This is a genomic window from Streptomyces sp. NBC_01198, from assembly GCF_036010485.1.
Classification (GTDB): Bacteria; Actinomycetota; Actinomycetes; order Streptomycetales; family Streptomycetaceae; genus Actinacidiphila.
Genome location: NZ_CP108568.1, coordinates 640,666 through 655,610 on the forward strand (window position 1 = coordinate 640,666; position 14,945 = coordinate 655,610).

Here is a 14,945-nt window from a genome sequence, read left to right on the forward strand (position 1 = left end):
GTCGGCCGGCGGGGAGTGCGGGCCGCGGAGGTGGGGCGGCCTGGGGGTGAGCGGCCGTCCGGTGTCCGCGCCGTAGTCCTCGACGGCGATCGTGACGTGCTGTTCAGCGCAGGTGGTCCGGCTCGCCCGCCTCACGGGGGCCTACGGTTGCGGGTCAGCGCCGGACTTCGACCGGCTTCCCCTGGCTGCTGAATCGTGGATGGGCTTCATGGCATCACGCCGCCAGGTGTGCCGTCAACGCCGCGCACAGTTGCCTTCGCCACTCCGGTGCGCACGTCACGGGGGCTGCCCACGCCGGGCGGCCACCGGGCTGCCCGGCTGGTCGCCGCCTGACGCACGCTGCGCCGCCGCCCGGGCGGGCGGCGGCGCGGTGTGCGGGCGGCGCTGTGGCCACGTCCCCGGCCGGCAGCGGGCGCGGATCCACCGGGATCCGCGTCAGCGGGCCGGCGCCGGGGCGCGGGTCACTTCGCGCGGAGCGGGGCCAGCGCCTCGCTCCAGGCCACGACCTGGTCGATCGTGGTGCCGAGGACGTCGGCCTGGTGCGGGCCGGGCTTGAACTGGCTGAAGTTCTCGAAGTCGGTGAACAGCGACAGGGCGACCTGCGAGCGCACGTCGGCCAGCTGCAGCTCCCCCGCGATCAGGCGCAGGTGCTCGACGGCGCGGGCGCCGCCGACCGAGCCGTAGCTGACGAAGCCGACGGCCTTGTTGTTCCACTCGGCGTAGAGGAAGTCGATGGCGTTCTTCAGGGCGCCCGAGGTGGAGTGGTTGTACTCCGGGGTCACCATGATGAAGCCGTCGAAGGAGGCGATCTTGCTCGCCCATGCCAGCGTGTGCGGCTGCGCGTACTGCCCCATCGACGGCGGGACGATCTCGTCGAGGTGCGGCAGCTTGTAGTCCAGCAGGTCGACGAGCTCGAACTCCGCGTCGCTGCGCTGAGCGGCGATGTCGTACACCCAGCGGGCGACGGCTTCGCCGTTGCGGCCGGGACGGGTGCTGCCGAGGATGATGCCGATCTTGGTCACGACGGGTCCTTCACGATCGATCCGGTCGAAGGCCGGAGTGGTACTTGACACGGCAAGCAAACAACCAGATATTTGCTGCGTCAAGCGAGTAGAATGTGGGCATGGACACTCAAGAAGGTCTGCAGCCGATGAACGCGGCAGAGGAAGCCCTGGTCAGGGCACTGGGCAGGGTGCTCCATGTACTGCCGCGCGTGGTGGATCAGGACATGATGCGCGCCGGACAGCTCCCGCTTTCGGAGTATTCGGCGCTGATGTACCTCTCCGAGGCGCCGGACCGGCTGATGCGGATGAGCGAGCTGGCCGCCGCCTGCGACCTGTCGGTCAGCGGGATGACCCGTATCGTCGCCCGGCTGGAGCAGCGCGGCCTGGTCAAGCGGGTCCGCTGCGAAACCGACGGCCGGGGCGCGAACGCCATGCTCACCGACGCCGGTCTTGACAAGCTCAAGGAGTCCTGGCCGGCGCATCTGGCGAGCATCCGCCGGCACGTGCTCGACCATGTCGAAGGCGAGGACGTGGCCGCGCTCACCCGCGTACTGCAGCGCCTGGCGACCAGTCCCTGAACCCGGCCCCGCCGGGTCCGCGCACGAATCGAGAACCACCATGAGCACACCCGTCCCGCCCTTCCCCGAGTCCGTGACCCTCGGCCTGGACACCTTCGGCGACGTCCCGCACGACGATCAGGGGCAGCCGCTCACCCACGGCGCGGCCATCCGCGGGCTCGTGGAGGAGGGCGTACTGGCCGACCGGACCGGCCTCGACCACTTCGGCATCGGCGAGCACCACACCGACTGGATGCCGCTGTCGGCGGCCGACGTCGTCCTCGGCGCGATCGCCGCCCGCACCTCGCGCATCCGGCTGGGCTCCGCGGTGACCGTGATCAGCTCGGACGACCCGGTGCGCGTCTTCCAGCGCTACGCCACCCTCGACGCCGTCTCCGGCGGCCGCGCCGAGGTGATCCTCGGCCGGGGGTCGAGTACCGAGTCCTTCCCGCTCTTCGGATACGAGCTGCGCGACTACGAGCAGCTCTTCGAGGAGAAGATCGCCCTGTTCGCCGAGCTGCTCAAGGAGGAGCCGGTCACCTGGTCGGGCAGCACGCGCGCGCCGCTCGACGGCCTGTCCGTCTACCCGCACACCGAGTCGGGCACGATCCCGACCTGGGTCGGCGTCGGCGGCAGCCCGCAGTCGGTGGTGCGCACCGCCCGCCACGGCTTCGGCCTGATGCTCGCGATCATCGGCGGCGACGTGGCGCGTTTCGCGCCGTTCTCCGAGCTGTACGGCCGGGCTCTGGAGGAGTTCGGCCGACCGGCACGGCCGGTGGGCGTCCACGCGCCCGGGCACGTGGCGGGCACCGACGAGCAGGCGTGGGAGGAGTTCCTGCCGCACCTGGAGCGGGCGATGCGCAGGGTGTCCGCCGAGCGCGGCTTCCGCGCCCCCGGCCGGGCCGACCTGATGCGGGACGTGGCGCCGGGCGGTGCGCTGCACGTGGGGTCGCCCGAGACGGTGGCCCGCAAGATCGCCGGCACCCTCAGGACCCTCGGCGCGACCCGCTTCGACCTGAAGTACGGGATGCCCGGCATGCGGCACTCCACCGTCCTCACCAGCGTGGAGCTGTACGGCGCCAAGGTCGCCCCGCTGGTGCGGGACATGCTCAGCGAGAGCTGAGCCGGGGCGCGGAGGGGCGCGACGTGCCCGGCGCGAGACCCGGCGTGGTTTTTGCGCGTGTCCGCGTGGCCGGGGGTAGGCGGCAGGAATGGACGGTTCGGTGGGTTCGACGTGTCACGGTCGCGGCCGGCAGCAGGACGACGGTCGGTCACAGGATGCCGTGGTGCATCTGGGCGAGGTCTACACCGGTGAGCCGGGGGACATCGCCGCCGCCAGACACCTCGCGTCGGAACTGTTCAGACGCTCGACCAGAGCGGGGATCACGGTGGCCGCGCAGGCCCTCGCGGAGGTCCAGCTGGTGGTCAGCGAGATGGTGACCAACGCGGTGAAGTTCACCGCGGGACCGTGCCGCCTGGACCTGCGGGTGGCCGACGGCGTGGTGGAGATCACCGTGTCGGACACCTCGGAGCAGATGGTGGCGGCGCTGGCCCCCGATCCGGCCCGGGTCGGCCGGCACGGCATGGAGATCGTCACGGCACTCTGCGGCGGGTTCGAAGTGACGGTGACACCCGAGGGGAAGCGGATCAGCGCGCAGCTGGCCCTGCGGCCTGCCGCCTGAAAGGCGCCGCCGCGACGGGCGGTCCGCACGCAGCGACGAGCGGCCGCCCGCGGCACTGCACGCCGGGCGGCCGCTCGTCAGGGGGCCTTACTTCTCGGTGAGCATCCCGGCGCGCAGCGTGGCCAGCGTGCGGGAGATCAGCCGGGAGACGTGCATCTGGGAGTAGCCCAGTTCGGCACCGATCTCCGCCTGCGTCATCTCCTGCCCGAAGCGCATCTGCAGGATCAGACGCTGCCGGTCGTCCAGCCGGCCGAGCATGGGTGCCAGCGCATGGAAGTCCTCGACCAGTTCCATGGCCGGGTCCAGGGCACCGAAGGTGTCCGCGTAGGAGCGGCCGGCGTCCTCCCCCTCGTCACCGCTGGGCAGGTCGATGGAGCCGGCGGTGTAGCCGTTGGAGGCGACCAGGCCCTCGATGACCTCGTCCTCGGTGAGTTCGAGGTAGGCGGCCAGCTCGGGGACGCTGGGCGGGGTGTCCAGTACGGCGGTGAGGTGGTCGCGGGCCTTGGCCAGCTCGACACGCAGCTCCTGGAGCCGGCGCGGCACGTGGACGGCCCAGGAGGTGTCACGGAAGAACCGCTTCATCTCGCCGACGATGTAGGGGACGGCGAAGGTGGTGAACTCCACCTCGCGGCTCAGGTCGAACCGGTCGATGGCCTTGATCAGGCCGATGGTGCCGACCTGGAGGATGTCCTCCATCTCCTCCGGGCCGCGCCCCCGGAAGCGGCGCGAGCAGAACCGCACCAGCGACATGTTCATCTCGATAAGCGTGCTGCGTGCGTACGAGTACGCCGCCGTGCCCTCTTCGAGCGACTGCAGCCCGTCGAAGAACAGCTTCGACAGTTCCCGGGCGTCCTTCGGCGCGACCTTGCCCGCCTCCTCGACGAACGGCAGTCCGCCCGTGGCCGGAACGCCGCGGAGGGCCTGAGCCGATCCTGTCGTTGTTCCCGTGCCGTGCGTGGATACCGTCATGGAGTCGCCCAACGTTGTCGAATGAGTCAGCGGCCGTCTACCCGCACTCATTCACCGCACACACGGAAAGTTCCATGACTTTCCGCGACGTGCGGTCACCTGGGCGTCACCCGTTCAGGGCTGGAAGATCACCTTGATGGCACCGTCCTCCTTCTTCTGGAACATCGCGTACGCGTCGGGGGCCTGGCCCAGCGGCAGATGGTGGGTGGCGAAGGTGTCCACGCCCAGCGGGTCGTCGTCGATGAGCAGCGGCAGGATGTCGTCGCTCCAGCGCCGCACGTTGGCCTGGCCCATCCGCAGCTGGATCTGCTTGTCGAACATCCGCATCATCGGCAGCGGGTCGGCGGCCCCGCCGTACAGCCCGCTGACCGAGATCGTCCCGCCGCGGCGGACCAGGGAGACGGCAAGATCGAAGGCGCCGAGCCGGTCGATGCCCGCGGTCTCATTGACCTTCTCCGCCCACGAGCGCGGCAGCAGGTCGACGGCGGCCTGGGCGAGCTTGGTGACGGGGCTGCCGTGGGCCTCGGTGCCGACCGCGTCGATGACGCTGTCGGCACCCCGGCCGCCGGTGAGTTCCCTGATCGCCTCGGCCAGGTCGTCGGAGGAGTCGTAGGCACTCAGATCCACCGCCACGGTGCCGTCGAGCCTTGCCCGCTCCAGCCGCTCGGGGACGAGGTCGACGCCGACGACCAGTTCCACCCCGAGGTGGCGGGCGACCCGGCAGGCCATCGCGCCGATCGGCCCCAGCCCGAGCACCACCAGGGTGCCGCCGGCCGGCACGTCCGCGTACTGCACGGCCTGCCAGGCGGTGGGCAGCACGTCGGACAGCAGCACGAAGCGGTCGTCCGGCGGGCCCTGCGGCACCTTGATCGGGCCGTACTGCGCCTGCGGCACCCGCAGGTACTCCGCCTGCGCGCCGGGCACCGAGCCGTAGAACTTGGTGTAGCCGAACAGCGCGGCACCCGTGCCGTGCTTGGTGACCTGGGTGGTCTCGCACTGGGTGGGCAGGCCCCGCCGGCACATCCAGCAGGTCCCGCAGGCAATCTGGAAGGGCACCACGACCCGGTCGCCCGGCGCGAGGTTCGGCACCGCGGAGCCGGTCTCCTCCACGATGCCGATCGGTTCGTGGCCGAGGATGTCGCCGGGGGTCATCAACGGTGCGAGCACCTCGTAGAGGTGCAGGTCGGATCCGCACAGGCCGGAGGAGGTGACGCGGATGAGCGCGTCGGTGTCCTCCTGGATCGAGGGGTCGGGGACGTTCTCCACACGGACGTCCCGCTTGCCGTGCCAGACGGTCGCACGCATCAGGCTCACCTCGCCGGTCGGGTTCGTCGGGCCGTGGCGGCGTCGTCCCGCCGCCGGGGCCGTCGCATCCGACGCGCGGCCCGCGGCCACGGGCCCGTCACGTCCACTGGTGCGGCTGCCCGCGGGCCGACGCGGCAAACAGCCGCACCGTCCGCGATGTCCGGAGCGCGCCTTTCGCACCCCGGGGCGGCGGGGCGTCCCCGGTGGAGGTGAAACCGCTGCGTCCCGGGGACACCCCGTCGATGTGCTCCTGTCCGCGATCCGCCGCGTCATCCCCCGCGGCGGCCCCGCGTCCGGCCGCACCGGCGACCGCGGCCGGTCACTCGAAGCGTGCGTGGTCGCCGGCGCCGCGCCGGAGGATCTCGGCCTCGCCGCTGGAGAAGTCGACCACCGTGGTGGGTTCGGTGCCGCAGTCGCCCGAGTCGACCACGGCGTCCACCACGTGGTCGAGGCGTTCCTTGATCTCCCAGCCCTGCGTCATCGGCTCGGCCTCGTCGGGCAGCAGCAGGGTGCTGGAGACCAGCGGCTCGCCGAGCTCGGCGAGCAGCGCCTGGGTCACGACATGGTCGGGGATCCGGACGCCGACGGTCTTCTTCTTGGGGTGCAGCAGCTGGCGCGGCACCTCCCTGGTCGCCGGCAGGATGAAGGTGTAGCTGCCCGGGGTCGCCGCCTTGATGGCCCGGAAGACGTCGTTGTCGATCTGCACGAACTGGCCGAGCTGCGCGAAGTTCTGGCAGACCAGGGTGAAGTGGTGCCGCTCGTCGAGGTTCCTGATCGACCGGATGCGGTCGATGCCGTCCCGGTTGCCCAGCTGGCAGCCCAGGGCGTAGCAGGAGTCCGTCGGGTACGCGACGAGGGCGCCGGAGCGGAGGCTGTCGGCCACCGCGCTGATGATGCGCGGCTGGGGGTTTTCCGGGTGTACGTCGAAGTATCGTGCCATCGGCCAAGCCTATGGCGCTTCCCGCCCGTTGCCGGTCACCGGCGGGCTCCGCGGCCCCGGCCCGGCTGACCCCGCCGGGCGTCCGGGCCCGCCCACCAGGAGCGGCAGTGTGATCTGACCGGTATCGCCCGACCGCACGGGAGCGGGCGGGGGTGACCTAGTATTCCCAGAACTTGCGTCCGCCACGAAGCTGGGAAGTGTGTTGTGACTGATGGGGACATAAACGGCCGGTTGGCAGACCTGATGTCCGTTCCGGACCGGGATCTGGCCGCGGAGTGGGTGTCCGTGGTCGCGACCTCGCTGGCGGGCCGGGTCAGCCGGGCCGAGGTCGACCGCGAGCTGCGGGAGCTGTACGCGGCGCTGCTCGGCACCCTGCGCAAGGGCGGCTCCGACCCGCACGGCGAGGAGTTCGCCGAGGTGCGGGCGCTGCTGTCGGAGCTTTCGCGCAGCCGGGCCCGGCAGGGGTTCACCCCCACCGAGACCGCGACCGGCGTTTTCGCGCTGAAGTCGGTGCTGGAGCCGGTACTGGCCGACCGCGAGGCGGACGTCCCGGCGTATCTCGAGCTCTCCCGGCTGCTGGACGCGCTGGGCCTGTTCACCGTGGAGGTGTACGCCAGGACGCGCGAGGAGCTGATCAGCGCCCAGGCCGAGCAGCTGCTCGAACTGTCCACCCCCGTGGTCAAGCTCTGGGACGGCGTGATCGGGGTGCCGCTGGTCGGCACGCTGGACTCGGCGCGGACGATGGTCGTCATGGAGAAGATGCTCCAGGCGCTCATCGACACCGGTTCCGACCAGGCCATCATCGACATCACCGGGGTACCGGCGGTGGACACCCAGGTGGCACAGCACCTCCTCAAGACGGTCGTCGCCGCGCGGCTGATGGGTGCCGAGTGCGCGATATCCGGCATCCGCCCGCAGATCGCGCAGACCATCGTCGCGCTGGGTATCGACTTCGGGGACATCGTCACCAAGGCCACCCTCGCCGACGCCCTGCGCCACGCGATCAGGCGCTCCGGCGCCGCGACGCTCCCGGCCAGCGGAACGAGCCCCGCCCGATGAGCGAACGGGTACCCGTCCTGCGGATCGGACAGGTCCTGCTGGTCTCCATCCAGACCGACCTGGACGACGAGGCGGTGATGAACCTGCAGGACGACCTCGCGGCCCAGGTGGTGGAGACCGGGGCGCACGGGGTGGTCATCGACATCACCGCCGTCGAGATCGTGGACTCCTTCGTCGGCCGCATGCTGGCGACCATCGCCTCGATCTCCCGCATGCTCGACGCGGAGACGGTGGTGGCGGGCATGCGCCCCGCGGTCGCCATCACGCTGGTGGAGCTGGGCCTCTCGCTCGGCGGCGTGAAGACGGCGCTCACCTTGGAGAAGGGCCTCGGCATGCTGGAACGCAGCCGTTCACGTGCCCTGGCCGACCGGGCGGAGGACCTTCCCGCCGAGGGCGGGGACTCCGCACAGACCGACCCGGCTGTACGGTGACGCCGGCCGACGGGGGGCACGAACTGCCGATCGAGTCGAACGACGGCGTGGTGCGAGCCCGCCAGCTCGTCCGTACCCTCGCGCAGGAGTGCCGCCTGTCGCTGGTCGAACAGACCAAGCTCGTCACCGCGGCGAGCGAACTGGCGCGCAACACGCTGACCTACGGCGGCGGCGGGATGATGATCGCGGCTGTCGTCGAGGTCCACGGCCGGCGAGGGGTACGGGCGGTCTTCACCGACCAGGGCCCCGGCATCCTGGACCTGGAACTGGCCCTCACCGACGGCTGGACGTCGGGCAGCGGCATGGGACTCGGCCTGTCCGGGTCGCGCCGCCTGGTCGACGACTTCACCATCGAGACGGCGCCGGGACAGGGCACCACGGTGACCATCGCCAAGTGGGCCCGGTGAGCGCCGCCCTGCTGCTGGAGAGCGAGGACGTGAACGCGTTCCGCGACGAGCCGGAGGCAGCCCGCGGCGCCGCGGCGGCACTGGGCCGCCGGATCGGACTGAGCGAGCAGCGCACCGGTGAGCTCGTGCTGGCCGTCGCCGAGATCGGGACCAACCTCCGCAAGCACGCGGAGGAGGGCACCCTGCTGCTGCGGGTGCTGCGCACCGCGGACGTGGCCGGGGTGGAGCTGCTCGCCATCGACAGCGGGCCCGGCATCGCCGATGTCGCCCTGGCGCTGCGCGACGGCGAGTCCAGCACCGGCACCCTCGGCATCGGTCTGGGAGCGGTGCGCCGGCTGTCCGACGCCTTCGAGCTGCATTCGGTTCCCGGCCGGGGCACGGTCCTGCTGGCCAGGTTCTGGCCGCGCGGCACCCCGCCGCGCCTGACCGGGAACGAACCCGCCGTGGCGGGCATCACGCGCCCGATGAGCGGGGAGCAGGAGTGCGGCGACGCCTGGGCGACGCGTGCCGACACCGGTGCGGCTCCCGCCGCCGCCCCCGAGCCGCAACCGCAGCCACGGGCGCAGGCCAACGCCCCCGGGTCCCTGATGGACTGGTCCGTGCTGACCGGCCGGCGGGCCCGCTCGGCCGACTCCCCCGCGCCTGCCGCGCCGGCCACCCGCTTCGAGGGGTCGGTGTCCGCAGTGGCGCCGGGGCCCGGCGACGCGGTGCTGGTGATGCTCTGCGACGGTCTCGGCCACGGCCCGCTGGCGGCGACCGCGGGGCGGGAAGCCGTCAACGCCTTCCGCGCCGGGCGGTCGCGCACCCCCGAGCAGGCGGTCCAGGAGATCCACCGGGCGCTGGCCAGGACCCGCGGGGCGGCGCTGGCGGTCGTGCGGATCGAACGGGCCGGCGGGGAGCTGACGTTCTGCGGGGTGGGCAACATCGCCGCCGCCCTGGTCACCCCGGACAGCCGCACCAACCTGCTGTCCCAGCCGGGCATCGTGGGCCACCAGATGCACCGGCTGCGGACCTACCGGCACGCGCTGCCCGAGGACGGCACGCTCGTGATGCACTCCGACGGCCTGAGCGAGCGCTGGCGTCCCGCAGATCTCGCCCCGGTCCTGTCCCGCCCGGCGACGCTGATCGCGGCCCATCTGCTGCGCCAGGCGGGCACGCGCAGGGACGACGCCAGCGTCGTGGTCGCCAAGGGGTTGTGGTGACCTGGGAACGCCAACCGGGCCCCGCCGGGGGCAGGCACGAACGTGACGAGATCGTCCTGCTGGCGATGACCGTCGGCAGCGAGCAGGACGTCTTCACCCTGCGCAGGCAGGCCAAGACCGCCGCGGTGGCCGCGGGTCTCGAACGGCACGACCAGGTCCGGCTGGCCACCGCGCTGAGCGAGCTCGGCCGCGACCTGCTGCGCCCGGCCCCGATGACGGCCACCTTCCTGCTGGACCCGCGCCCCTGGTCCGTGCTGCGGGTGGAGTTCCGCTGGACGGACTCGCGGGCCCCGGGCCGTGAGTCGCTGGACGCGGTGACCCGGCTGCTGCCGCGCACCACGTACGAACCGGGCTCCGGCGCCGACGGTACGGCGGGCGGCGGCCCCGGCGGGCGGGTCGTCGTCGCGTGCCCGCTGCCGAGGTCGGTCGACGGGGTCGAGCCGGCCCGGCAGGCCGAGGGCATCCGGGCCAGGCTGCGGGCCGACGGGCCGACCAGCGCGATCGACGACCTGCGCGCGCAGACGCAGGACCTGCTCGCCGCCCTGGAGGAGTCCCGCGCCCAGCGTGACGAGCTCGAACAGCTCAACCAGGAGCTCCAGGAGACCAACCAGGGCGTGATGGCGCTGTACGCCGAACTCTCCCAGGAGCTGGACGAGACCAACCGCGGTGTCGTGGCGCTCTACAGCGAGGAGCACCAGCTCGCCCTGACCCTGCAGCGCACCTTCCTGCCCGACACGCTGCCGACCGCGGCCGGGGTGAACCTGGCGGTGCGCTACCTGCCCGCGGCCAGCCAGACCGAGATCGGCGGGGACTTCTACGAAGCCGTCGACACGCCCACCGGGCTGCTGCTGGCGGTCGGCGACGTGGTGGGCCACTCGCTGCAGGCCGCCATCGTCATGGGCGAGCTCCGGCACGCGCTGCGGGCCTACACCGCGGAGGGCCACCCGCCGCACGTCCTGCTGGAACGGCTCGACGGCCTGATGGACCGCCACCAGCCAGGCTGGACCGCCACGGTGTGCATCATCCTGATCGAGCCCGGCAACGACCGCTTCACCGTCGCCAACGCCGGACACATCCCGCCGCTGCTGATGCCGGCCGACGGGGAGGCCTCGTACATCCACGAGCACGGCCCGATGCTCGGCCTGAAACTCCCCCAGCCCTGCGGCACCGTGCACAAGCTCGCCCCGGGCGACCGGATCCTGCTGTTCACCGACGGGCTCGTCGAGACCCGTGGCACCGACCTGCGCGAGCGGATGGCCGAACTGCGCGGCGTGGCGGTCGGCGCGCCCGACGCCCCCGACCGGCTGTGTGACACCCTCGTGAACACCTTCAGCGGACAACAGGAGGACGACATCGTCGTCTTCGTCGCCCATGTGGACGGGAAAGAGGTGACCGGATGACCGGCCGGAACGAGAACACGACAGCACCGCACGGCGCCGGCACCGGGCAGGTGCCGGGCAGCCTGTCGGTGGAACTGGAGGCCGACGGCAGAACCAGGGTCCTGGTGCTGAGCGGAGAGCTGGACTACGGTAGCGCCTCGGTTCTGCGGGAGTGGATGGGCCGTGCCCTGGACGCCGACGGCGTCCACGTGGTGGTCGACTGCGCCGGTCTGACGTTCTGCGACTCGGCCGGGCTGAACGTCCTGGTCGGCGCGCGGAGCATCGCGGTGGACCGGGGCGCCGCGCTCACCCTCGCGGCGGTGCAGCCGTCGGTGGAGCGCGTGCTGGAGATGTCGGGTGTGGACACGATCGTGGCCGTGCGCGCCACCCGTCGTGAAGCACTGGACCGGGTGCCTCCGGCCGGCCCCGGGGAGTCCGGATGAACCGCACGGGACGGTTCGACGTCACTGCCAGTGCGGGCACCCGCGGGTGCCCGCCCAGAGATCACGCGCGGCGCTGCCGACGCCAGGACGGGAGCACATGAGCGAGTCGACGTCGGCCGCCGGGATGGACGGCGTGTTCCGCCTGGATCTGGAGGCGGACGGCGGCGCAGTGGTGGCGGGACGCGAGTTCGCCCGGCAGGCCCTCACCGAGCTCGGCTGGCTGCCGGCGGCCGACACGCGCGCGCAGACGGCGGCGGACGACGTTCTGCTGCTGGTGTCGGAACTGGTGACGAACGCCTGCCGGCACGGGAAGGCTCCGTATCACCTGGTGCTGCGCGGCACCGAGGCCGGCGTGCGGGTGGAGATGGCCGACTCCGGCTCTGAGCTGCCCACGCTGGCGCCCGACCGGCCCACGGTCCCGGGCGGTTTCGGCATACGCCTGGTGGTCAGGCTCGCGCACGCCTGGGGCGTCACGGAAGGCCCCACGGGCAAGGTCGTCTGGCTGGAGGTCGGCCGCTGACGGTGACGCGCCGTTCGCGGGGCGCCACCGCCGGCGAGGCCGGGTCGGGCCGGGGGAAGCGGGCTCAGCCCGCCGATCGGCCGGTCAGCACCACGGCACGGTGCCGAGGTTGAGGACGTAGCGCGCCGCCAGCCAGCCGGTCCGGTCGGACAGCTTGTACCAGCGCGGGTTGCCGTCGACGACCTGCCCGTTCTTCTTGCAGGTGAGGTGGACGATGGTCCCCGGCGCGTAACTGCCCAGGGCTGTGGAGTTCGTGGTGGCCGCGCTGCGGATGGTCAGGGGCAGATTCGAGACGACCCTGCCGTCGACCGGTGCGGCGGCCCGTACGGACGCGGGCACGAGGCCGGTGGGGCTGGCGCCTGCCGGCGCGGCTCCCAGTACGCTCAGGGCGGCCGCCCCCGCGGTCAACGCGACGGTGGCGATCAACTTCGACGTGCCGAACAGCTGCATGAGTGCGTGCCTTCCTGGTCGAGCCCACCGGATGGCCGGTGGTGAGTCGCTGCGCGGGGACAGCCCCGCCCGCCGAGCGTCCTCCCGTCCGCGCGGCGGGCCATCACCTTCGCACCGGATATCCCCCGGTCGGCCCACAGGACACAACCCGTTCGGGGGCATGCGGCCCGCACCGCCGCCCGCCCCGGCGAGCGATACGGCCTCCCCCGCCGAGGTCCCGGCGCGGGATGGCTCCCCCGCGCCCCGGGCCGTCAGCACCGGCCACCCGCGCTCCCTCCATCGGAGGAATCAGCGGCGTGGCTGGTGCGGAGGCGTACCGCGGTGAGGAGAGTCTGCTTCCATGCCGAATACCTTTGCGCCCGGGCGGAGTGGAACGTGACCACTAGCGACACCCCGGAGACCGCCGACCTCGACGAGTCCTACGCGGACGAAGTACCCGCCAAACGCAAGCGCCCCGGCAGCCTGATCGTGAACTGGGCCTCCAGCACCGATCACAAGACGATCGGCACCCTGTACCTGACCACGTCCTTCGCCTTCTTCATCGTCGCCGGGGTCATGGCGCTGCTGATGCGGGCCGAACTCGCAAGGCCCGGAACCCAGTTCCTGTCCAACGAGCAGTACAACCAGGCCTTCACGATGCACGGCACCGCGATGCTCCTGATGTTCGCGACGCCGCTCTTCGCCGGTTTCACCAACTGGATCATGCCGCTGCAGATCGGCGCGCCCGACGTGGCGTTCCCGCGGCTGAACATGTTCGCCTACTGGCTCTACCTGTTCGGCTCGCTCATCGCGATGGGCGGCTTCGTCACCCCGCAGGGCGCGGCCGACTTCGGCTGGTTCGCGTACTCGCCGCTGTCCAGCGCGGTCCACACCCCCGGCGTAGGCGGGGACATGTGGACCATGGGGCTGGCCTTCTCCGGTTTCGGCACCATCCTCGGTGCGGTCAACTTCATCACCACGATCATCTGCATGCGCGCGCCCGGTATGACGATGTTCCGCATGCCGATCTTCGTGTGGAACGTGCTGCTCACCTCGGTGCTCGTGATCCTCGCGTTCCCGGTCCTGGCCGGCGCGCTGCTGGCACTCGAAGCGGACCGAAAATTCGGCGCGCACATCTTCGACTCCGCCAATGGCGGCGCCCTGCTCTGGCAGCACCTGTTCTGGTTCTTCGGCCATCCCGAGGTGTACATCATCGCGTTGCCGTTCTTCGGCATCGTCTCGGAGATCCTGCCGGTCTTCGCCCGCAAGCCGATGTTCGGCTACATCGGGCTGGTGGCGGCCACCATCTCCATCGCGGGCCTGTCGGTGACGGTGTGGGCGCACCACATGTACGTCACCGGCGGTGTGCTGCTGCCGTTCTTCTCCTTCGTGACCTTCCTGATCGCGGTGCCCACCGGTGTGAAGTTCTTCAACTGGATCGGCACGATGTGGAAGGGGTCACTGAGTTTCGAGACGCCGATGCTCTGGTCGGTGGGATTCCTGGTGACCTTCCTCTTCGGCGGTCTGACCGGTGTCATCCTGGCCGCGCCGCCGCTGGACTTCCACGTGTCCGACTCGTACTTCGTGGTGGCCCATTTCCACTACGTGGTCTTCGGCACGGTGGTCTTCGCGATGTTCGCCGGATTCCACTTCTGGTGGCCGAAGATGACCGGCAAGATGCTCGACGAGCGGCTGGGGAAGATGACCTTCTGGTCGCTCTTCCTCGGCTTCCACGGCACCTTCCTGGTCCAGCACTGGCTGGGCGCCGAGGGAATGCCGCGGCGCTACGCCGACTATCTGGCCCAGGACGGATTCACCACGCTGAACACGGTCTCCACGATCAGCTCGTTCCTGCTCGGCCTGTCGATGCTGCCGTTCTTCTACAACGTGTGGAAGACCGCGAAGTACGGCAAGAAGGTCGAGGTGGACGACCCCTGGGGCTACGGCCGTTCCCTGGAGTGGGCGACGTCCTGCCCGCCGCCGCGGCACAACTTCACCTCGCTGCCGCGTATCCGTTCCGAATCCCCGGCGTTCGACCTGCACCACCCCTCGATCTCCGCCGTGGACGACGCCACGAACCGTCCGGACAAGTCGATCACCATCGCTCCCGGCGACAAGCAGAAGTGAGCACCCGGCCGAACCGAGGACGACCGATGAGGGCACCCGACGAGGGCAAGCGCGGGCTCGAAGAGATGGCCGGCTACCTGCTGTGGAACGCCGAGGTCGAGGAGGCCCGCAGGAAGGCCTCCTCCTTCGCGGCGAACCTGCCGTGGCTGACCACCTCGCAGCGCGACGACGTCGAGCGCGTCTACGTGGCGGACCGGGTGGCCGCCTCCCGCGCCATACTCGAGCGGAACCGCGACCGGGCGGTCGAACTGCGCGGCGAGTACAGCACCCGCTACGAGGACCTGAAGCGGCGGTGTGTGGCGGCGGTGCTCGGCGCCGTAGCGGTGGCCGTCGGGGTGGGCGCGGGGCTGGTGCTCTTCACCCGCTGACACGCGGGCCGGGCGGCCGGGCGCAGCGGCCCGGCTCCCGCACCCGCGAGGGCGGATTCCGGTACATGTCGGTTTTCGCCGGTATTACCCGGGTACGCGCACTGCCGTGGACGTCCGCACGTA

The 14,945-nt window shown here is 71.4% G+C and carries 17 protein-coding genes; 12 read left to right on the top strand and 5 right to left on the bottom strand.

Annotated features, from left to right (window positions below):
• Positions 1–461 precede the first annotated feature (461 nt).
• Positions 462–1,022, bottom strand: a complete 561-nt coding sequence (locus OG702_RS02855; RefSeq protein WP_327287272.1) for an NADPH-dependent FMN reductase — start codon at positions 1,020–1,022, stop codon at positions 462–464.
• A gap of 101 nt (positions 1,023–1,123) precedes the next feature.
• On the opposite strand from OG702_RS02855, the gene OG702_RS02860 reads away from it, so the two are divergent.
• The 3 genes from OG702_RS02860 (at position 1,124) to OG702_RS02870 (ending at position 3,243) form a co-directional block, all read left to right on the top strand.
• A complete protein-coding gene (locus tag OG702_RS02860; protein WP_327287273.1) occupies positions 1,124–1,582 on the top strand; it encodes a MarR family winged helix-turn-helix transcriptional regulator in 459 nt (152 codons plus the stop codon).
• Between the two features lie 40 nt (positions 1,583–1,622).
• Positions 1,623–2,684 carry an LLM class flavin-dependent oxidoreductase gene (locus tag OG702_RS02865; protein ID WP_327287274.1) on the top strand — a complete coding sequence of 354 codons (1,062 nt, stop codon included), beginning with the start codon at positions 1,623–1,625 and terminating at the stop codon, positions 2,682–2,684.
• Positions 2,685–2,847: 163 nt separating this feature from the next.
• A complete protein-coding gene (locus tag OG702_RS02870; protein ID WP_327287275.1) occupies positions 2,848–3,243 on the top strand; it encodes an ATP-binding protein in 396 nt (131 codons plus the stop codon).
• An 87-nt stretch (positions 3,244–3,330) separates the two neighbouring features.
• Here OG702_RS02870 and OG702_RS02875 read toward each other — a convergent pair whose 3' ends face one another.
• The 3 genes from OG702_RS02875 to OG702_RS02885 all read right to left on the bottom strand — a co-directional run bounded on the left by OG702_RS02875 (position 3,331) and on the right by OG702_RS02885 (position 6,457).
• Positions 3,331–4,212: a SigB/SigF/SigG family RNA polymerase sigma factor gene (locus OG702_RS02875; protein WP_327287276.1), complete on the bottom strand. Its 882-nt coding sequence runs from the start codon at positions 4,210–4,212 to the stop codon at positions 3,331–3,333.
• Between the two features lie 114 nt (positions 4,213–4,326).
• On the bottom strand, positions 4,327–5,517 hold the full coding sequence (locus OG702_RS02880; RefSeq protein WP_327287277.1) for a zinc-dependent alcohol dehydrogenase: 1,191 nt from the start codon (positions 5,515–5,517) through the stop codon (positions 4,327–4,329).
• Between the two features lie 319 nt (positions 5,518–5,836).
• On the bottom strand, positions 5,837–6,457 hold the full coding sequence (locus OG702_RS02885; RefSeq protein ID WP_327287278.1) for an L-threonylcarbamoyladenylate synthase: 621 nt from the start codon (positions 6,455–6,457) through the stop codon (positions 5,837–5,839).
• Between the two features lie 243 nt (positions 6,458–6,700).
• Between OG702_RS02885 and OG702_RS02890 the strand changes: the two genes are divergently transcribed.
• The 7 genes from OG702_RS02890 (at position 6,701) to OG702_RS02920 (ending at position 11,898) form a co-directional block, all read left to right on the top strand.
• The gene (locus tag OG702_RS02890; RefSeq protein WP_327287279.1) at positions 6,701–7,516 is read left to right on the top strand and encodes an STAS domain-containing protein; all 816 of its coding nucleotides are present in this window, start codon (positions 6,701–6,703) and stop codon (positions 7,514–7,516) included.
• The gene (locus tag OG702_RS02895; protein WP_327287280.1) at positions 7,513–7,947 is read left to right on the top strand and encodes an STAS domain-containing protein; all 435 of its coding nucleotides are present in this window, start codon (positions 7,513–7,515) and stop codon (positions 7,945–7,947) included. The genes OG702_RS02890 and OG702_RS02895 overlap by 4 nt, the downstream gene beginning before the upstream one ends.
• Entirely contained in the window at positions 7,944–8,354 is a 411-nt protein-coding gene (locus tag OG702_RS02900; RefSeq protein WP_327287281.1) for an ATP-binding protein, read from the top strand. Before OG702_RS02895 ends, OG702_RS02900 begins: the two co-directional genes overlap by 4 nt.
• Positions 8,342–9,556, top strand: coding sequence for an ATP-binding SpoIIE family protein phosphatase (locus tag OG702_RS02905; protein ID WP_327287282.1), 1,215 nt, complete (start codon positions 8,342–8,344; stop codon positions 9,554–9,556). Before OG702_RS02900 ends, OG702_RS02905 begins: the two co-directional genes overlap by 13 nt.
• Entirely contained in the window at positions 9,553–10,956 is a 1,404-nt protein-coding gene (locus tag OG702_RS02910; RefSeq protein ID WP_327287283.1) for a PP2C family protein-serine/threonine phosphatase, read from the top strand. The genes OG702_RS02905 and OG702_RS02910 overlap by 4 nt, the downstream gene beginning before the upstream one ends.
• A complete protein-coding gene (locus tag OG702_RS02915) occupies positions 10,953–11,378 on the top strand; it encodes an STAS domain-containing protein (protein WP_327287284.1) in 426 nt (141 codons plus the stop codon). Before OG702_RS02910 ends, OG702_RS02915 begins: the two co-directional genes overlap by 4 nt.
• A gap of 97 nt (positions 11,379–11,475) precedes the next feature.
• Positions 11,476–11,898 (top strand): ATP-binding protein, encoded by a 423-nt coding sequence (locus OG702_RS02920; RefSeq protein WP_327287285.1) that lies wholly within the window; start codon positions 11,476–11,478, stop codon positions 11,896–11,898.
• Positions 11,899–11,982: 84 nt separating this feature from the next.
• Here the strand turns inward: OG702_RS02920 and OG702_RS02925 are convergent, their stop codons facing one another.
• A complete protein-coding gene (locus OG702_RS02925) occupies positions 11,983–12,348 on the bottom strand; it encodes an SH3 domain-containing protein (RefSeq protein WP_327287286.1) in 366 nt (121 codons plus the stop codon).
• 375 nt (positions 12,349–12,723) lie between these two features.
• On the opposite strand from OG702_RS02925, the gene ctaD reads away from it, so the two are divergent.
• Positions 12,724–14,454, top strand: coding sequence for an aa3-type cytochrome oxidase subunit I (gene ctaD / locus OG702_RS02930; RefSeq protein ID WP_327287287.1), 1,731 nt, complete (start codon positions 12,724–12,726; stop codon positions 14,452–14,454).
• A 26-nt stretch (positions 14,455–14,480) separates the two neighbouring features.
• Positions 14,481–14,822 (top strand): hypothetical protein, encoded by a 342-nt coding sequence (locus OG702_RS02935; protein ID WP_327287288.1) that lies wholly within the window; start codon positions 14,481–14,483, stop codon positions 14,820–14,822.
• The last annotated feature ends 123 nt before the right edge of the window (positions 14,823–14,945 follow it).